The sequence below is a fragment of the Photorhabdus heterorhabditis genome (assembly GCF_001280945.1).
Classification (GTDB): domain Bacteria; phylum Pseudomonadota; class Gammaproteobacteria; order Enterobacterales; family Enterobacteriaceae; genus Photorhabdus; species Photorhabdus heterorhabditis.
The window spans coordinates 13350-33955 of sequence record NZ_LJCS01000049.1; the positions used below are offsets into that span (position 1 = coordinate 13350).

Below are 20606 nucleotides of genomic sequence, written 5' to 3' on the forward strand. Positions count from 1 at the left end.
TCACTTTTGGTGGTGCCCACACCAGGGTAACGCTTATAGACACACGGCATCTGCCTGCACCAGTTGCCCGGGGGTATCGGGCGGTACCTGATAACGAGTAGTGCATTGTTGCGTTGCCCCGTTTCCCCATTTGACTTTCACGTGACCGGCGGGAGGCATACCGCTCAGATAAACTCGGCCGTTATCGCCCACAATGCCGCTGCCGGCCTGAGTGGCATTCTCTTCCAGCGTCGCGGTGGCACCAAAAGGTACCGGTTTGCCATGATGTATCAACGTCAACAGTAACTGGCTGCCTAAGTGAACCTGATAATTTGCCAGCGTCACTGCTCCCCTAGTCGGATAAACGTTCTTACTGGTCTGGTCAATATCGACCCCTTCCGGCAGGGTGGACGGGTCCAGATTGATAGTATTTTTTTGGTATACCGATCCGCCCGGTAGTACGGCGTAGCCACGCCAGTCGGTCTGCACGTTGCCGTCCCCGACCGTCACCCCTTTCGCCCCAGGGGCGCGGACCAACACCGCTTCCTCGCCCAGTGAGCGTGATAGCGTCATACCGTAAGGATGGATTAGAAGGGCACCGGAAGCCCCGTAGGTGAAGTGATAGCTATTTGCGCTGTCATTGTAGCCCAGATTAACGCTTCCCTGACTGCCTTGGTAACTCAGAGACAATGCTCGGCTGTTTTGCTGGCCGTTGTTCCCCCAACCTTGCTGGAGGTTATAATTCAGGCGGTTATCCCATAACATGCCACTAATTCCGGTCTGTTGAGCTGTGCGCCCCTGCGAGTCGCGCGAGACCGTATAGCGGGTATAAACGCCCCGTAGCGCAGACGATGATCCAAAGAGAATGAGTGGGACCTGCATATTGAATGACACTTGACGATTCTCCGACCAGTTGCCTGCCCCTTCCATGCGATAAATGTTATAACTCAGGTTATAGCTGATCCCCATCAGCATTGCGTTATAACCCAGATTCAGATTGTTGTCAGTACGACCATTCCAATAATCGTTACGCGTCCCGGAGGCGTAAAGACTGCCCCAACATCCTAGCGTTTGACGCAGGTTCACCTGCCAGGTACTTTGACGTCGGTCAAGTGCCCACGGGACCTGATATTCATTCAGGCTGTACCCCATGCTGTTAACATCACTGAAACTGTAATAATGCTGAGTGGAATAGCGGTAGGTGGCCAGATCAATGCCGGTGCCGGTACTGATCAAGTTCTTAGAGTATTTCACCCGATAAGATTGGCCTTGTTGCCGGTTATTTTCCTGCCCCTTGGCCTCTTGCAATTGGGCACGGGCAAACGTCACATCCGCAGACAGTGCGCCGAATGCCCCCAGTGACACGCCCGAGCCTAATACACCCGACTGATAGTTGTCTGCGACCAGTCCCCCACCGTACAAGGTGATATTATGTGGCAAACCATAGACCAGAGTGCCCAGAGCAAATACCGGGGAACGGCTGCCATCGGTTAGGCTGCCGCCGTGATATTGACCGGCCGTTAACTCATATTTAATGCCACCGGGACGTTGCATCATCGGGACAGATGATGCAGCAAGGGTAGAGACACGAGTACTGCCATCTTCTTCTTTGACTGTGACCGTCAGATCGCCAGAATCTCCGGTGGTGTACAGGTCGGTGAAACGAAACGGCCCCGGCGCCACCGTGGTTTGATACACGGTATAACCATTCTGAGATACGGTCACCTGTGCATTGGAGCTTGCCACCCCGGTTATCTCCGGGGCAAAACCGCGCTGACTGTCAGGTAACATGGCCTCCTCCGAAGCCAGTTTCATGCCACGCAACGGGATGCTGTCAAAAATATCCCCACCGGTATACGTTTCACCCGCCGTGAATTCACTGCGCAGTGACTGCACATCACGTTGCAGATAGGTATTACTCACCTGCCATTGGGTTTGCGTCGAGGGGGAAAAACCGGAGGGCCCCTCGTTGCGCTGGCGATTGTAACTGTAAGTTTGTGTGCTGCGTAGACGCCACGGCCCCAGATTCAACCCATTGCGAAAAGAGGCAAATAGGTTACGGGAGCGTGATCCGCCGCCAGTCGCCTGACCGTCATAACGCCCTTCCGAACCATTGACGGTGTAATTCATCGAAAAGGCCGGTATCCCGTTATCCCACAGTGACGGATCGACCATCCCAGAATGGTGAGGCTGCATAGCCGCTTGAGGGACACTCAGATCCAAACGCAAACGGGCGAAATCCAGTGTTGCGTGGGCGTGCGGGATCTGTTTCGTCAGATCTGTGATGAGGCTGTCGTCCGCTTTACCCTGAAAAGCCGGTAATCCGTGAATATTGACCCCATATTCTTTGAGCTGTGCAATCGTTAATGCCGGTTGCAGATGGTCATTCACCAATCTAAATTCAATCTCGCGGTTATCTACCTTATTCTGGTTCATGTAGACATCCACCAGATAGCGTCCCGGTGCGACATAACCCGCGTTTTCATACACCGAGAGATCGATATGTTCCTGTTCCCCTGTCGCCCCCATAAGAAAAGCGGGATTAAAGTATTCCCGCGCAGAGGTCGGCAAGGTTGTCGCCGTCAGTGAGCATAGCAGACATACATATACAGGACGGAGCCGGAAATGGCACGACTGACCGGTCGCACGTTGGCTGCCAGCCAGCCACGCAAACGAAAATAAAATGTTTATTGTCATAGCTCATTTCTGCTTCTAACTTAAGCCTATGCTGTTAATCTTGAGGTCACTTTGTTGGTCACTACTCACAGATGAGAACGGGTCATAACGGAACATGGTGATCCTGACTGTCGCCGGGAAAACGCCAGACCAGTGGCCCCTGTACTCCGGCGGTAAACGAATGGGTTTGAAACGAATAGGTTTGTATGCCTTTCGGGGGCACTATTGCCTGACGGGTGCGGTCATCTGCCTGTTGGCTGCCGACTTTTAGGACAGAAAAGGTCAGAAAATAGGGTGTAGGGTTTTCTACCCGTAACTGCGCCCCCTGAAGGGAAAATTTCACCTGTTTAGCCACCGTGGCGTTATCCCTAGCAGGAACCCCTTGAGGGCGATAAAACAGCCGGATATTCATTTGTAAGGCGACCTGCACTTGTGAATCTTTGCCGTTCTGGCGCTCTGGTTCTCCCATGTCCGGTACGGCAACTCCCGGGATAGCTCGTAAAGAAACTACAAAGGCCGATTCCCTATCCGGCGGTAATTGCCCGCCAAGCTGGCGAATACGGAACGAAAATTTCTCGCCAGCCTCAACCCGTTTTAACGGCGGCAGAACGATAAAAGGGGGAACCTGCTCGGCTTGGGTGTCAAAGCGACCGGTATCAGGGTCCATTGGACTGACAAATCCTTGTACCAGATAGTTCTGCGTCGTGTGATTGGTCATGCTGAGCGTCACGCCGCTCGGGCTATCTTTAGCCACATAAGACAACTGCATCGGGGAGAACGATAGCCCTTGATTATCAACCGCATGCGCTTTGAATATATCCCCTAGCAGCAAGGCGAAACCAAGGGAATAAAGCATTACCCCCCAGTGTGTCCCCCTATGCCGGTTACTGACTCTCTTCACTTTCCACCTCTAAATAAAACAAGGGCGAATTTAACGCGCCACGTTGGCGGTAAACAGATTTGAAGCCCCGCCGTAATCGTTAATCATCGACCAGCTCACCGATTTTTTACCCACCAGCCCGGCATAGGTCACACAATCCTGTGGCGCTATCATGGAGGGATAGCGGTTCAGATCGAGCGTCTGTCCGTCCAGCATCAGACTGTCTAGCGACAGGAAATACGGAGTGGGATTGCACGCTTTGATGCCATCGGGTTGCGACTGAAAGCGGAGCTGTCCATACGCTTCTTCCGGCAACATTGGCAGGCCATACGGTCGCCAGAAAAACTTAATCCGCATTCCTATGCTCATCGACGCCTGTTCCCGAACAGGCTCATCCGTCACCTGCTGAGTTGCGGGGATAGTGTTCATCTGTACATACCCGAGCGATTCCCGATCCACCGGAAAGGAGGGCTGATTAAAGGTTGGCAAAATACGCAGGCTGTTTTGACTGTTAGCTTCCAACCTGAACAGCGGTGGTGTCACCACAAACGCCGGTGTAGTTTTCTCCTGATCTTCTGTTATCCTTACCTGCACCAGCCACGCCTGAGGTGTGGTATTGATCACCGTCAGCGTTTGTGCCCGCTCCCCTTGGATAAAAATCACCCGGGTTTTATTTAGGCTGATACCGGCGGCTAGACAGGATTCTGTACCGGTCATCCCTAACCCTAGCCAGAATACAAATGGTACCAGCCGGTACCACGCAGGGCGTACCCGACCTATTTCCACAATGCCTCCTGAAACCTGTTACCTGAGTCATACTCAGTGATAGTCAAATTGAAATTGAATGTGTGCGGTCAGTTCACCGGGAGTCGGCACAGCCGTGCCGGATTCATGTCGCATATCCATCAGGAAGGTAATTTGACTGTCTTTAGCGGCGTTACCCAGTGGTGCTAAATTCACATAATCGCCATTTTTCAGGTAGCTCCCCAACCCACCGCCCGGTAATTGATAGCGCAGACCAAATCCCACATTGCCCGCCACCGTGGACGCTTTATCCCGAAATAACGTCGGATGGCTTTCTGACGTGGCACCGCCTATTTTAATCGCCGGAGTACGGCCTGCTCTGGCTGATCCCGCACAGCCTGACAATGCCAACGTAATAGGTTTACTGCCCGCCGCCGCAATATGTTGCGTGCTGTACCGCACCTCGGTGAGTGGTACGGATGAAAACTCGACATGGGATGTCTGCATGTAAAGCTCACAGGTTGGCTGTTCCAGCGTCAGCGCCAATGTCAGTTCTGCCGTGTTTGAACTCGCCACCCCGGGCTGGGAGGCGGCACAGAGCAGGCTAGCTAATGTTGTCCATCTGATAAGGGTCCACGGTTTACGCATTATGGTATCTCCCCCTGATAGGTGGACTCTCCGCCGAAGTCATTAATCACCGTCCAGCTCACTTTGGCTGGATAATTCCCTCCTTTAAATAGTAAAGAGAGATCAGAGAACGGAGAGACCATGTTCGCTTTCTGCTGCGTCATCACCTCCTGTTCACTCACTTTTAGGGAGGTTAAGGTGATGTAATAGGGTGATGGATTGGTGACTGTGATTCCCGCGGCTGTCGGTTTGAAGCGCAGTGAACCAAATCCTTGTTCCGGCGAAACCGACAGCCCTGACGGGCGATACATCAGCTTAATCGTGTTGGCTATAGCAAACTGTATTCCGCCGGAGACATTCCGCCGGGAGTGATTATCGGATTCAGAGCTTAACGGAATGGCTTTTGCCGTAAACCAGAACAGGGATTCCCGGTCGGCAGGCAGCGACGGACCCGTTTTGATGATGCGCACCTGATTCTGGCTGTCGGGTTCCATACGAAACAGGGGCGGCGTCACCAGAAATGGCGCGGTTTTATCTCCCTCAGAAGCAGAACTGACTGTCGCCTGTATTAAATAGACCGACTCTTTACTGGTATTGCTCACTGAGGCGGTTATCGCGCGGCTATCCGCTGGATAGATAATGCGGGTAGTGTTGATCCCCACCCCTTCCGCCTGCGCGGAAGTGACCGGGCAACCTAACAGACCGGTCACTATCATTGCTGTCATCAATCTTTTCACTGACTCACCTGAAAATGTTTGGTTGGGTATTGCGTAAGTAAGAATTGGACCTCCCTGTCCAATTCCACGGAACGCCTAACGGCGTTGCATTAGTCATACTCGACTTTCACTGTCAGGTTCGCTTTGGAGTTTGTTGCTTTTACCGCCGCTGTACCAATCTTAGCCAGCCCTACCTTAAGCGTGATGTCATTATTACCGGCTACTCCGGGACTGTATTGGGGATCTTTTAGGTTAATTGCAGTGCCTCGTGGCACGGGCTTATCATTTATCGTCAGGCCAACCGCATGGTCGGTAATTGCAGCATTACCCGCGTTGTTAACAAGCTGAAAGTAAGCGCCGCCTGGTCCTGCTGCGGTGCCAGAAACTGTCAATTTAGCGCTTTTCGCGGAATTCCACAGAGGGCATTTCTCCGTTTTAATCGTGACGAATTTTTGAGTGTTAGCTAAGATTGTGCCATCTGCTTTTCCGGTAAAATCGGATACCAAAGCGGTGAGACTAACAGGCTCTATTGCGGCAAACTTACAAGTCTCTGCGGTCACTGAAGAGCTCACCGCCAGGGTACCGGCACTCACTTCCTCCGCTATAGCCTGCGACATCCCCCCCAGACACAGTGCCGCTATCGCACAGGTCTTCAAAATTTGTTTTTTCATTTCATCGATTCCTTTTGTTTATTCGATACATTTTGCGTGAAACAACATCACGACAAGTTAAACAATCAGATCGCAAACGCGGTACGTTTTACTTGTCATTTGAGTTATTTTGTTTGCTGATTAACTTCTGAATTTTGATTAAACCGTCGATAACATATCTATTTCTGAGCGGGAAAGATTGAAAGGCAGTTTGTTCCCTTTTTGAGACAATCAATTATTAGCTTCCGATATACTCAACATTAATACCTGAACGTTATGGTGTCGTGAGTATTTGTTCCTTATTAAATTACTATCTGAATTTTAATAATTTCTTCAAAAGGGGGAGGGGTTCTGTCGTATTAACAGAGAGTTCTCGATCGAAAGTGTTTTGATTGATTTTTATGCAGCTTTGCCTGGGCAGTCATAATAAATCCCTCATATTTGGCTAGGTTAGCTAAGTGTAATAAAAAAAATGCCGGGATAACCGGCAATTTTTTTGTTATATGGAATTTAGATGCTGCAATACTGAACAGGGCTTTGGTGAAATACTTTTTATACCCTTCATCCTTCAAGTTGCTGCTTTGTTGGCTGCGTTCACTTGCCGCTGCGCTGCAATTTGAAATCTATTGGGTATATATTAGAGAATGATATTTTTGGCGTTATTGTAACGCTACTTCTCATTTCTTTTCTTTTTTCCACGCATCAGGTTCAGTGTTTCCACTGTCATTGAGAAGAACATTGCAAAATAGATGTAACCTTTAGGTATGTGTACCTGTACGCTTTCCAGAATAAGGGTAAAACCCACAAGTATCAGGAATGACAGTGCGAGCATTTTTACTGAAGGGTGACGGTCAACGAACTCTCCGATAGGACGAGCCGCGAGCATCATAACTCCGACAGCGGTTACAACGGCTGCCATCATAATAAACAGATGATCGGACAGACCAACAGCGGTAATGACAGAGTCCAGACTGAAAATAATATCCAACAGCATAATCTGAGTGATAGCACCAAAGAAAGAGTGAACAGGGCGTTTTAAGTCTCCTTCATCTCCGCCTTCAATGGCTTCATGAATTTCTTTACTGGCTTTCCATATCAGGAATAGTCCGCCAAAGAATAGGATCAGATCACGAGCAGAAATATCATGTTCAAAAATGGTCAATATTGGGTAGGTTAGCTGGATAACCCAAGCAATCGATGCCAATAGCGCCAGGCGCATCAACATTGCTCCCATTAGCCCAATTTTGCGTGCTTTATTTTGTTGATGGATAGGGAGTTTTGCGACAACAAGTGATAAAAAGATGATGTTATCAATCCCTAAAACGATTTCTAGAATTGTCAGGGTGGCCAGTGCCATCCAAGCATGGGGATCGGCGATCCATTCTAACATTGTGTATTAAAACCTTAAGGTAAAAACTTAATTATACGCGTGATTGAATGCAAGGTAAGTACGTCAATGAAAAAACTGATCGAATATTGATGTTAAATCAAGAAATGACGAGCCAGTAAAGGAGCCGTAAAATTTTTCCTCAGATAAAACCCTCGGGGCAGAGTCATAATGGGTTGGCCGTGTATGCCGATTGCTTCGGTTAATGCTTTACTATTGGCTGCTTTAGGGCGTAACTGTAAGACTTCACCATGACGGGCTGTCACACTTTCTACTTTGCCAAGTACGATAAAATCCATCAATTCTTCCCAGTCACGACGCAGTAACTCTTCTTCTTCTTTATTGGGACTCCATAACAGAGGTGAACCAACCCGGCGTTTAGCCAAAGGAATGTCCCGTTCACCTTCAACAGGTATCCACAGCACACGCGATAACTTGCGTCTGACATGACAACTTTGCCAGGTAATACCACTGTTCCCAGTTAATGGTGCAACGCAAACAAATGTTGTTTCCAAAGGATAGCCTTTTCTGTCTACAGGGATAGTTTTAAGTTCAACACCGATATGTTCAAAATCCTGCTCAGGTTTACTGCCAGCGCTGGCACCAAGATAGTATTCCAGCAACATTCCTACCCAGCCTTTATCTCGTTTCAGATTGGGGGGGATAGGTAAATCGGCTTTTGTCGCGAGTTCTCCCATTGATAAACCAGCCAAAAGTTGGGCGCATTCAAATAACTGTTGTTCGTTGTCCGGTGGAAGAGGCGGGGCAAAACGTGTGTGCATTTAGGTATATCCGTTTTTAGGTCAAAAAATAGCCTTGCTGTTTGTGAATAATAAATTTGGATTTTACACAGTCACTAACAGAGTGATAATATCATGATATATAAACATTTTTTATTGCTATTTGGATTATTGTAAGATTGACTGACACTATTGTTCACCGATTGCTGGCAATAATGAACAGGATTTTACACCATGTTATCCACAGTTTTATGGGATAAGTAGACAAAAATGAGATCACTGGTTTGATTTACAGCCTTGACTAACATATTTCTCTACAAAAACCTTGTTTTTTGTTTAACTAAAAAGCATAACCTGTGGATAATGTTATTTTTGGTTGTTTTTTGTTCTTGTTGACTAATGTTACCGGTTATAGCAATGGCTGACGCCAGAAATAACGGGGTAAATAACGGCTATTTCAATGAAAAATAAATACAATTTCATTCTTTGTTTATAGGTTGATAATTCATAATATAAAGCTATACCTGAATTACCCCTGCCTTTTTCACATAGATATCCACAGAAAAAGTGAATAAAAGCAGACGTGTATACCTGTGTATGTTCATAACTGTGGCCTTTTCTGTGAATTACCCTTCATATGGGTTAAACCAGGCAGATTTGAAATCAAACCAGCCAAAGGTGTTCATTTTTACTCCTCGCATACTTCTCTGTCCTTGTAGTTCAAGCCAGTGGTGGAACAGCGGATAAAGCCAGTGTTTATCGACTATTTTTTTGCACCATTCTTCAAGCGATAATTCCTGTCGTCGCCATTGTGAGATTTCTTCATCTAAGTTATCCCCAAGACATTTTTTCAATAATGGCATCTCATACAATGTGGCAAACAGTGAAAATTCCAGTGGGTTATAAAAATTGGCGGTGGCAAGCCAGAGGTCACTTTCGGCGTTACCATTGAACCATGTGTCATAATCCACGATGTTGATTTTCAGTTCGACTCTGCATTTTGTCAGGATGGTTTGCAGGATTTGACTGATTGTGTGGTATTCGTGGTGTTGATGATACAGAGTTACGGTCAGATGGGTAATATCTTCTGGTTTATCTAACTCTGCTACTAGCTTACTGTGATGCCAACGTAGTAATAAGCCATATGCGGGTGACCAATGTCGCTGGTAGAAAGGGTCACAATGAGCCAACAGATTTATTGGTGTTAATAGGCTGCATAGCCACTGGCGAACATCTTCTCTTTTACATTTATCAGAACGTTGGTCATGCAGTAGGAAATAACAGCCTTCTTCTATCCTGCTTTCTAACGAATTATTACCTGTACTATCGCTTTCCAAGTGTAGGGTTGTACAGACTAGTTTTTCCGCTAACTCTGGCAGAACCCATATATTCACCTCATCAATCAGCGCTCGAAAGCCAAAGTAATTATCAAAGGCTCGGATTTGCAGTTTCTGAGAGCTATTTTTGACTACTTGGTAAGGACCCGTTCCTACTGGCATACGAGCAAAGTTCGGGAGTTGATGCCATTCTTGCGGCAAAATCATGGCATGTGGACTACCAATTAATAAAGGGAGCCAGTGATCGGGTTCTGAAAGAAAAATATCAATTACGTGTGGTGTCGGTGTTGTTACTTTTTCAATGTGGGAGAAAAGAGGCTGGTTACTTAACCTTTGTATCGAAGCAATGACATCTGCCATCTGTAATTCTCTTCCATGATGAAAATGGATGGCTGGTCGCAGATAAAATCTCCAATGATTTGGCGATATCTGTTGCCAGTGATGAGCCAAATCAGCTTCTGGTTCCCCATTTTCCTCATTTATGCGTGTCAGGCTATTAAATATCTGCCTGACTAGATGAATTTCAGAACGGCGTAAAGGTGAGCCGGGTAGAAGGTTAAGGAACGGGCGATAATAGAGTATCCGTAGAAGGTTTTTTCCTTGCCGGAAACGGCGTTCAATCTGGGATAACACCATCTGACGAACGGCATCTTTATCATCAACGAGCTGAACTAGCTTTTCAATATTCTGTTGTTCAAGCAATTCTTCAGCTCGTTGTTGCTGGAGTTCTCGACCGTCACGCAAGAAATTCAATTGAGAACGTTTTCCTCGACCGGATTCTGCTTGCCATTGTAACCAGCCGGCTTTCTGCATATTGTTGAGCAGTGAGCGGATATGACGCTTTGAACAATGCAAGATATTTGCCAGTTCCTGTAATGTTGTTTCAGCCTCTTTTCCTTGATGATGTTGCCATAGTCTGATGAATTGTTGTTGTAAACGTGGGCTGGGCATAAAAGAGGAACTCCGTAGTATTATTGATCAATTTTTGTTTCCTTATATTGAGCAGATAATTAACAGTATTGAAAGTAGCTCAATAGGCCAGAACGATATCTGGCTTCTCCCCCAATTTTCTTGAGTAATGGTGATTTGCCAGCCAGTAAGCAAGCTTACTGGCTTTTTTTCTTATTGTACATTGTGTGTGTTGTTATTCTGTTGTTGTGGTTAACATGCACATAATAGAAGTCAGTATGGGGAAATTTAGAGATTTTATTCTGTGTTGTTTCTATTTTATGCATCGATTCAAAATTGAGTAGCAATCTGATGTTGGTTGAATTTTGTCTAGGTGCTGTTGTTGCTCTTGTGTATCAATTTCTGCAATGCTTTAAGCTAACGCTAAGGCATTTCTTCTATCTGGATGATAAAAAAATCCCGCAGCAGAAAACTACGGGATTGATCGATGAATAAATAAAGAAAAGATTAACGCAAGAAAGCTGGCTGCTCCTGTTCGTAGGCTATTATGTCATCCAGATGTTGTAATGTCAGACCGATGCTATCCAAGCCATTCATCATGCAGTGACGCCGGAAGTTGTCGATTTCAAAGTCATAACTTTTATTACCAGCATGCACTTTCTGTTGTCCCAAATCGACGGTAAAACGACAAACTTGGTTTTGCTGAACCAGTTCGAATAGTTCATCTACATCTTTATCGTCTAATTTCACTGGCAGTAACTGGTTGTTGAAGGAGTTACCGTAGAAAATATCTGCAAAGCTTGGAGCAATAACAACTTTAAAACCATAATCCGTCAATGCCCAGGGTGCGTGTTCACGGGAGGAGCCGCAACCAAAGTTTTCACGGGCTAAAAGGATACTGGCACCTTGATAACAGGGCAGATTTAATACGAATTCAGGATTCGGTTTCTCTCCTGCATCATCAAGGAAACGCCAGTCGTGAAACAGATGGCGACCAAATCCGGTACGGGTAACTTTCTGCAAAAATTGTTTGGGAATAATGGCATCGGTATCAACGTTTGCGGCATCTAAAGGAGCAACTAAGCCAGTATGCTGAATAAATTTTTCCATAATTTTCTCCTTTATGACTTCTGTACAGAATTACGTACATCAATAAAATGGCCGTTAATCGCTGCCGCAGCTGCCATTGCTGGGCTAACCAGGTGTGTACGTCCCCCACGCCCCTGACGTCCTTCAAAGTTGCGGTTACTGGTTGAAGCACAGCGTTCACCCGGTTGCAGGCGGTCATTATTCATTGCCAAACACATTGAACATCCGGGTAAACGCCATTCAAAACCGGCATCCATGAAGATTTTATCCAAACCTTCCTCTTCCGCTTGTGCTTGAACTGGGCCTGATCCTGGAACAACGATCGCCTGAACTCCTAGGGCAACTTTATGGCCTTGCGCGATAGCTGCGGCAGCCCGTAAATCTTCAATACGGGAATTGGTGCAGGAACCAATAAAGACTTTATTAATTTTCACATCCGTCAGCTTAATACCGGGTTTCAAATCCATATAAGCCAGTGCTTTTTCAGCAGATGCGCGTTCAACAGGATCAATGAAAGATTCTGGTGCAGGAATTGCCTGATCAATAGCGATTACTTGTCCTGGGTTTGTTCCCCATGTGACCTGTGGGGAGATCTCTTCTGCATTAATAGTTACAGTTGTGTCATATTGTGCGTTAGGATCGGATTTCAGCGTCTTCCAGTAAGCAACAGCTTGTTCCCACAGCGCTCCTTTTGGTGAGAACTGGCGGCCTTTCATATAAGTAAAAGTAGTTTCATCTGGCGCAACTAAACCCGCTTTAGCACCCATTTCAATTGCCATATTACATAAGGTCATTCGGCCTTCCATGCTAAGTGCTTCAATCGCTTTACCACAGAATTCAACAACATAACCTGTACCACCTGCACTGCCTGTTTTGCCGATGATTGCCAAAACGATATCTTTGGCGGTAATAGCATCACCGACATTACCAACAACTTCTATTTTCATGGTCTTAGCACGAGCTTGTTTCAGGGTTTGAGTTGCCAGTACATGCTCAACTTCAGAAGTGCCAATACCGAATGCTAATGAGCCGAATGCGCCATGGGTTGCGGTATGTGAGTCACCACACACGATAGTCATTCCGGGCAGGGTCATACCTTGTTCCGGTCCGATCACATGAACAATTCCTTGGTAGGGGTGGTTTAAGTCATATAATGTGATACCGAATTCGGCGCAGTTTTTCATCAACTCTTGCATCTGAATACGTGCCATATCACCACAGGCGTTTATATCTTTTGTTTGTGTGGAGACGTTATGATCCATTGTGGCGAACGTTTTACTGGGTTGATGAACTGGGCGACCTTTGGTGCGTAAACCATCAAAAGCTTGCGGGGAGGTTACTTCGTGAACCAGATGACGATCAATATAGAGTAACGGGATTTCATTTGGTACTTCCCGGACGATATGAGCATCATATAATTTCTGATATAAAGTCTTAGTCATATTAAACCCCCTCGGCGACATAACGGGCAATGACGTTACCCATTTCATCAGTACTGATTGCTTTACCATTTCCGGCTAAATCTACTGTGCGATAACCTTGTTCTAGTGCATGGTTCACCGCTTGTTCAATTGCATTAGCAGCATCATGCTGACTTAAGCTGTAACGCAACAGTAACGCAACAGATAAAATCTGGGCTATTGGGTTAGCAATACCTTTCCCGGCAATATCCGGCGCAGAACCACCAGCGGGTTCATACAGACCAAAGCTTTTTTCGTTCAGGCTGGCAGAAGGCAACATGCCCATTGAACCGGTGATCATAGCGCACTCATCAGATAAGATGTCACCGAAGATATTGGAGCACAGCATGACATCAAACTGGGACGGATCTTTGATTAATTGCATGGTGGCATTATCAATATACATGTGACCAATTTCTACATCGGGGTACTCTTTAGCAATTTCAGTGACCACTTCCCGCCATAACACGGAACTCTGCAACACGTTTGCTTTGTCAATAGATGTGACTTTGTTACGGCGTTTGCGGGCTGATTCAAAAGCGATGCGGGCGATACGCTCAATCTCAAAGCGGTGATAAATCTCAGTATCAAATGCACGCTCAAATTTACCTTGGCCTTCACGCCCCTTTGGCTGACCAAAGTAAATACCGCCTGTTAATTCACGGACACATAAAATATCAAAGCCTTTGGCAGTGATGTCGCTGCGTAAAGGGCAAAATATTTCTAATCCAGCATATAAGCGAGCAGGGCGCAAATTGCTGAACAGTTTGAAATGCTTGCGTAATGGCAACAGAGCACCACGTTCAGGTTGTTTTGCTGGTGGTAAATGTTCCCATTTAGGCCCCCCCACAGATCCGAACAATATGGCATCAGCCTGTTCACAGCCTGCTATGGTTTCTACTGGCAGCGGACAGCCGTGACGATCGATAGCAACTCCACCTACATCATATTCGCTGGTGGTGATGCGGATATTGAAACGCTTGCGGACTGCGTCCAGTACCTTATGGGCCTGCGTCATAACTTCTGGGCCAATACCATCACCGGGTAAAACTGCAATATGATAATTGTTCGACATGTTCACACCATTTCCTTTGTATTTTGCTGTATGCGTTGTTTCTCTTTCTTAACTTGCTCTGTGCGCCAGATACAATTCAGCGCATGAATCATTGCTTTGGCAGAGGATTCAATAATATCTGTTTCCAATCCCATGCCGTGGAAGCGACGCCCAAAGCATTCGACAACGATATTTACCTGACCCAGCGCATTTTTCCCTTGCCCTTTACCTGATAACTGATAAGCAACAAGTTCAACTGGGTATTCAGTTATTCGACTAATTGCCTGATAAACAGCATCTATCGGGCCATTACCTGTGGCAGCTTCTGATCTTATCTCTTTGCCACACACTAAACGTACCGCTGCTGTTGCCATTACACTTGAACCGGATTGGATATTAAAATTATCCAAATGGAAAAATTCTGGCTCTTGTTGTTGCAAGTTGATGAACGCTAAAGCTTCTAGGTCATAGTCAAATACTTGGCCTTTTTTATCCGCCAGCCGTAAAAAGGCTTCGTATAAATTATCCATATCGTAATCTTTGTCTTGATATCCCATCTCTTCCATTCGATGTTTTACTGCTGCACGACCAGATCGGGAAGTCAGATTTAATTGAATGTCTTTCAGACCGATGGACTCTGGCGTCATGATTTCGTAAGTTTCACGATTTTTCAGTACTCCATCCTGATGGATACCGGATGAGTGGGAAAATGCATTACTACCGACAACCGCTTTGTTAGCAGGGATCGGCGTGTTACATAACTGGCTGACCAACTGACTGGTACGGTAAATTTCCTGATGATTGATATTAGTATAGACACCTAACATCTGCTGACGCACTTTAATTGCCATGATGACTTCTTCCAGCGAACAATTGCCAGCTCGTTCACCAAGACCATTCATCGTTCCTTCTACCTGACGGGCACCAGATTGTACCGCTGTGATTGAGTTGGCAACAGACATACCCAAATCATCGTGGCAATGGACGGATAATATCGCCTTATCAATATTAGGAACTCGTTCGATCAAATTGGTGATGATGCCACCAAATTGATAGGGTGTGGTGTAACCGACGGTATCTGGAATATTGATGGTGGTTGCACCTGCTTTGATCGCGTTTTCAACGATCCGACACAGATTATCAATAGGTGTGCGTCCGGCATCTTCACAGGAGAATTCGACATCGTCGGTGTAACGACGCGCCCGTTTGATTGATTGAGCTGCCATTTCCATGACATCTTCGAATGTTTTTTTCAGTTTGGATTCAATATGTAAGTTAGAGGTAGCCAGGAAAACATGGATACGAAAGGCTTCCGCAACTTTTAATGCTTCAGCGGCAACATCAATATCTTTTTCTACACAACGGGCTAAGGCACAAACACGGCTGTTTTTTATCTGCTGAGCGATTGTCTGTACAGATTCAAAGTCACCAGGCGAGGAAACTGGAAAACCAACTTCCATGATATCAACTCCCATTCTTTCCAAAGCCAGTGCAATTTGGAGTTTTTCGTTCACACACAAACTGGCCTGTAATGCTTGTTCTCCGTCCCGTAAAGTGGTGTCGAAGATAATAACTTGCTGGTTCATATTGTGCTCCTCTCGTGGTTGTTTTTTGCGCCCAGCAGGTAAAAAAAACCCGCGCATGGCGCGGGTTGTTAATGTCTGGTTTGGACCAACTCTGTTTTGAATCAACTCCGTTTTCTGTCCACCAGCATACCGCGCATATCAGATACGATTAGTAGTAGGTTTAATAGACAAATTGAGTGAATCATATTGATCCAACCTTTCAGCAATATTAATGAGTGTTTGTGATTCCGATACTTTTATTGATACGTTATCTTAAAAGTGATGTCAAGAATTCATTTAGGCATATGATTCTTGGTTTTACTTTTCCTGTGGTGATAAATTGAAGTGTTAATCTGTATTTATTTGAAAAGATTTTATTTTATTCTTTTAAGACCCGTTTTGGCTTTAGTGATAAACTCATAATTATATAAAAAATAGCGTATTATACTTATTAATTAAAATTAAGTATTTTCCATGAGGAAAGATGGAAAGCGATTTGTATTTTTCTAAAAAACGTCATCTGTTTTTGACAAAATAGATGTAAATAGGAAGTTATGTTATATATCCTTGAAAAAATAATTTCATAATATAATAACTCTGATAAAATTGTTTAATAATAATAAATCAGTAATTTTATTATGAATTATGTCATTCTTTGATTTATTATCTTATCTAACGAACTAGAGTAAATGGATTGTTAACATGATTGTACTTTTTTGTGAATAAATAATGAGCATCTACATTTTCTACTAATTGAAATTATATATTTTTAACACTAATAAGGGGATGCGCTGGTTAGCTATGCGTATTCAGATTTGTACAAGGACGATTCTTAATTATTTATCATCAAAATGATTAAGGTAATTGATCTCGTTAATAGTAAAAGTCATCGTAATATCTGAGTGATGAATGAAGTATTTCCGATGTTTTGTTATTAGTTGGGGTCATCTGAATGAGTTTAGTGGAGTTAAACAATGGCTGAATACACCTCAGTAACGACAAACCAAAAAGGTCCAAGTGAAATTCATTTACGTAATGTGGATCTAAATCTGTTGACTGTTTTTGATGCGGTTATGCAAATGCAGAATGTAACACGTGCTGCGCAGATATTAGGGATGTCACAACCTGCGGTCAGTAATGCAGTTTCTCGTTTGAAGTTAATGTTCAATGATGAATTATTTGTGCGTTATGGGCGTGGAATACAACCGACAGCAAGAGCTCATCAATTATTTGGCCCTGTCCGTCAGGCATTACAATTGGTATATAATGAGTTACCTGGGGTTGGTTTTGAGCCTGATGGTAGTGACAGGGTTTTTAATCTTTCAATTTGTAGCCCTTTGGATATTAGGCTGGCCGCAAAAATAGTTGAACAGGTAAAACAAAATACGCCGAATCTGGGTGTCACGATTAGATCATATCTGCATGATAATATTGAGCATCAACTCAGATATCAAGAAACTGAGTTTGTCATTAGTTATACGCAGTTGGAACGTACGGACTTTCATCATTATCCGTTATTCAATGATGAATTGGTTTTGGCCGTTTCCAGTAGTCATCCAAGAATTGGAAATAGTATTAGTGAACAGCAATTGTATGAGGAGCATCATGCAGTTGTATCCTTGGATAATGTAGATTCATTCAGTATCCCTTATTATGATGGTGGCGAGTGTTTGCGTTCTGTCGTTTATCAAGGAACTGACTTGAATAGTGTGTTACATATTGTATCTCAAACCTATTTGGTTGCGGTTGCTCCAAGATGGTTGGTTGAACACTACAGCGAACAATTAGCAATAAAAGCTATTTCATTACCGTGGGATAAAGTCAGTCGTCCGTGCTATTTGATTTGGCACGAATCTACAACAAAAGATAAAGGGCATCAGTGGATGAAATCGCTGCTGAGTCAACTCGGTGGAAACTAATTAACTTGGTACTCACTATTGGATAACTGGTAGTGAGTTTTTTTCTTTATCACAAATTTTTCAACTTTTGATAAATATTCTTTTCCTGTTGTTCAGGAATAGGTAGACTGCAAGGAAATAGCTAACACCTGTAAGCTGAAAAGCGAGTAAGTGATGCAAACAGGTATTATTAGAGAATAAAGCCTCTGTTTTTTCTCTGATAAGAAAAATTTTTTCTAACAGGAAAAGAATTGTGATAACTGAAAATTTACACCCTTATCACTTGATAAACCGATTACAGCAACAAATCAAACAATACCCAGAGAGAATAGCTTTTCGTCAATGGTCTCCAGAGGAACAACTCGAATTAAGCTGGAATGACATTGATAAAAAGGCAAAAGCTATTAGCCGGGCGTTGCTGGAGATGGGTATTGATGTACAGGAAAAAATTGGCCTTTTTGCACATAACAGTATGGCGTGGTCTCTGGTAGATATTGCTGTATTACAGCTCAGGGCGGTTACTGTTCCTTTGTATGCAACCAGTAGTCAGGAGCAGGCTGGCTTTATTCTTAATGATGCCGGTATACATATTCTATTTGTTGGTGGACAGGCGCAGTACGATGTTGCTATCACATTGACAGAATGTTGTCCTCAGCTAAGTCATATCATTGTATTGGATGAATCAGTTGATTTGCACGATTGTTCATTAGCACAACATTTATCTGACTTTATGACTGATAATAAATTACAGCATCAGTCTGAGTTAGAAACCCGTATTGTTAACCGCAACCTAGATGATCTTTTTACGCTTATATATACATCTGGTACAACCGGTGAGCCTAAAGGTGTCATGCTTGATTATCGTAGTTTAGCATATCAGTTACATTCACATGACCATATACTGACATTAACTGATCAGGATGTTTCTTTGAGTTTCCTGCCGTTATCCCACGTATTTGAGCGCGCATGGAGCTTTTATGTCATGCATACCGGCGCGCAAAACGTTTATTTGACGGATACTAATTTTGTTCGTCAAGCTATGGCAGCTATTCGTCCAACAGTGATGTGTGCAGTGCCAAGATTTTATGAAAAAATTTATAGTGCGGTTTTTGAAAAGGTTTCTCAGGCGCCTTGGCATCGAAGGAAACTTTTTAATTGGGCGATTAAATGTGGAGAACGTCAGTTTTTGCGTAAGCTGCAAGGTAAAAAAAATTGTCCCTGGTCAACGGCAATGCACCGACTAGCCGATAAATTGGTATTGAGCAAATTGCGTAATATATTGGGTGGCAGAGTCCGTTTTTTACCTGCTGCCGGAGCGCGTTTAGACGAAACCATTATCCTATTTTTCCTTGCTGTTGGTATAAATATCAAATATGGCTATGGCATGACAGAGACTTGTGCCACGGTTTCCTGTTGGGATGAGCAAGGTTACGTGCTTGGTTCTATTGGTACTCCACTGCCAGGTATTGACGTCCGTATCGGTGAAGAAAATGAGATACAGGTGCGCGGTCCAATTGTGATGAAAGGCTATTTCAATAATCAGGAAGAAACCGCTAGGACACTTACTCAAGATGGTTGGTTGCGTACTGGTGATGCGGGTAAATTGGATGAAAATGGTTATTTGTTTATTACCGAGCGCTTAAAAGATTTGATGAAAACATCAAATGGCAAATATATTGCTCCACAAATGATTGAAAGTATTTTGGGGCAAGATCGTTTTATTGAGCATGTCGCGGTTATTGCTGATGCCCGTAAGTTTGTATCCGCTCTTATCGTGCCTTGTTATGATGCCTTGGAAGAGTACGCAAGATCAATCAATCTGAAATATCATGACCGAGTTGAATTATTGAGTAATAGCCACATTATGGCAATGTTTGAACAACGCCTAAAAGAGATGCAGAAGAACTTTGCCCATTTTGATCAGGTCAAGCGTTTCACATTACTGCCGCAACCATTTTCAATGGAAACAGGTGAATTGACTCCAACATTAAAATTACGAAGAAAAATTATTATGCAGCGCTACCATCAAGAAATTGAGTCTATGTATCAGGATTGATTTTCAGGATTTATACCCTTCATCTTTCAAGCGGCTGCTTTGTTGGCTGCGTTCACTTACCCCAGTCACATAGTTATCTATGCTCCTGGGGATGCGTTCACTTGCTGCCGCCCTGCAACTTGAAATCTATTGGGTATATATCAAGTTAGTTAATGCTATTTCCTTAAACTGGTAATTCTTCAAGGAAAGTTCTAGGTGGTATCGCATCATATTTCACTAGGAACTTTCCCAAAGTTCCTTGGTTTTTAAAGATCTCAATATTGGCGAATAAACTGTAGTTCAGCCTTAAAAGTCGTAGATAAATGACATTCCCTGATATCGCTCTGTGATTGTTAAATATCACAGTTTTAATACTTGTCATCTGAAAACTATTCGGCGATTTATGCTATAAAAATGTTATTTTATCTCAGAACAAAAAATTCATATGGTTTCAGGGGCTGGTGCTATTTTTTCTGCTAATTTATAAGGACTTGTTGACTGACAACATTATGTTATTCCTATCAGATAGATTATTTTATTTCTCATTGATTAAGAATAGGATATGAAAAGTATATGTAAAAGAGGACTATAAAAATGAGCTGATAGTATTCTATGCTCGTTTTTATAGTAAATAGAACACATTTTGTATAATTTGGTGAATTAATGAATTTTGATAATTTAGTTATTGTTCATGGTTTTTTAGCAGCCCCTAATAGACATTGGTTTCCTTGGCTTAAATAACTTTTCAAAATAATAGATCACTTGGAGGGAACTCAGTCCGATTTTTGCGATCTGATCAATTGCGAAAAATCCCAAACCCCAACACGGACTGAGTGATGCCTATCATAGCACCTATACCT

Annotated in this window: 15 protein-coding genes; 2 read left to right on the forward strand and 13 right to left on the reverse strand. The window is 44.1% G+C overall.

Features of this window, described 5'->3' with window-relative positions:
• Window positions 1–33 precede the first annotated feature (33 nt).
• From AM629_RS15415 to leuA, 13 genes are all read right to left on the reverse strand, one after another.
• Window positions 34–2676, reverse strand: a complete 2643-nt coding sequence (locus AM629_RS15415; protein WP_054480154.1) for a fimbria/pilus outer membrane usher protein — start codon at window positions 2674–2676, stop codon at window positions 34–36.
• A gap of 82 nt (window positions 2677–2758) precedes the next feature.
• On the reverse strand, window positions 2759–3511 hold the full coding sequence (locus AM629_RS15420) for a fimbrial biogenesis chaperone (protein ID WP_054480155.1): 753 nt from the start codon (window positions 3509–3511) through the stop codon (window positions 2759–2761).
• A gap of 75 nt (window positions 3512–3586) precedes the next feature.
• A complete protein-coding gene (locus AM629_RS15425) occupies window positions 3587–4321 on the reverse strand; it encodes a fimbrial biogenesis chaperone (protein ID WP_054480156.1) in 735 nt (244 codons plus the stop codon).
• 33 nt (window positions 4322–4354) lie between these two features.
• Window positions 4355–4927, reverse strand: coding sequence for a fimbrial protein (locus tag AM629_RS15430; protein WP_054480157.1), 573 nt, complete (start codon window positions 4925–4927; stop codon window positions 4355–4357).
• Window positions 4927–5643, reverse strand: a complete 717-nt coding sequence (locus AM629_RS15435) for a fimbrial biogenesis chaperone (protein WP_054480158.1) — start codon at window positions 5641–5643, stop codon at window positions 4927–4929. The genes AM629_RS15430 and AM629_RS15435 overlap by 1 nt, the downstream gene beginning before the upstream one ends.
• 89 nt (window positions 5644–5732) lie before the next feature.
• Complete coding sequence (locus tag AM629_RS15440; protein ID WP_054480159.1) at window positions 5733–6293, reverse strand: fimbrial protein; 561 nt, start codon at window positions 6291–6293, stop codon at window positions 5733–5735.
• Between the two features lie 649 nt (window positions 6294–6942).
• Window positions 6943–7662, reverse strand: a complete 720-nt coding sequence (locus tag AM629_RS15445) for a TerC family protein (protein WP_054480160.1) — start codon at window positions 7660–7662, stop codon at window positions 6943–6945.
• 92 nt (window positions 7663–7754) lie between these two features.
• Window positions 7755–8441 (reverse strand): DNA mismatch repair endonuclease MutH, encoded by a 687-nt coding sequence (gene mutH / locus AM629_RS15450; RefSeq protein WP_054480161.1) that lies wholly within the window; start codon window positions 8439–8441, stop codon window positions 7755–7757.
• 584 nt (window positions 8442–9025) lie between these two features.
• Complete coding sequence (gene sgrR, locus AM629_RS15455; protein ID WP_054480162.1) at window positions 9026–10687, reverse strand: HTH-type transcriptional regulator SgrR; 1662 nt, start codon at window positions 10685–10687, stop codon at window positions 9026–9028.
• Between the two features lie 465 nt (window positions 10688–11152).
• Window positions 11153–11758 carry a 3-isopropylmalate dehydratase small subunit gene (gene leuD / locus AM629_RS15460; RefSeq protein WP_161804235.1) on the reverse strand — a complete coding sequence of 202 codons (606 nt, stop codon included), beginning with the start codon at window positions 11756–11758 and terminating at the stop codon, window positions 11153–11155.
• A gap of 8 nt (window positions 11759–11766) precedes the next feature.
• The gene (gene leuC, locus AM629_RS15465; RefSeq protein ID WP_054480164.1) at window positions 11767–13176 is read right to left on the reverse strand and encodes a 3-isopropylmalate dehydratase large subunit; all 1410 of its coding nucleotides are present in this window, start codon (window positions 13174–13176) and stop codon (window positions 11767–11769) included.
• Window position 13177: 1 nt separating this feature from the next.
• Window positions 13178–14269: a 3-isopropylmalate dehydrogenase gene (leuB, locus tag AM629_RS15470; RefSeq protein ID WP_054480165.1), complete on the reverse strand. Its 1092-nt coding sequence runs from the start codon at window positions 14267–14269 to the stop codon at window positions 13178–13180.
• Between the two features lie 2 nt (window positions 14270–14271).
• Entirely contained in the window at window positions 14272–15834 is a 1563-nt protein-coding gene (gene leuA / locus AM629_RS15475; protein ID WP_054480166.1) for a 2-isopropylmalate synthase, read from the reverse strand.
• A gap of 953 nt (window positions 15835–16787) precedes the next feature.
• On the opposite strand from leuA, the gene leuO reads away from it, so the two are divergent.
• Both leuO and AM629_RS15485 read left to right on the forward strand, forming a co-directional pair.
• Window positions 16788–17732, forward strand: a complete 945-nt coding sequence (gene leuO, locus AM629_RS15480) for a transcriptional regulator LeuO (RefSeq protein WP_054480167.1) — start codon at window positions 16788–16790, stop codon at window positions 17730–17732.
• Window positions 17733–17967: 235 nt separating this feature from the next.
• Window positions 17968–19767 (forward strand): AMP-dependent synthetase/ligase, encoded by a 1800-nt coding sequence (locus AM629_RS15485; RefSeq protein WP_200905770.1) that lies wholly within the window; start codon window positions 17968–17970, stop codon window positions 19765–19767.
• Window positions 19768–20606: the final 839 nt, after the last annotated feature.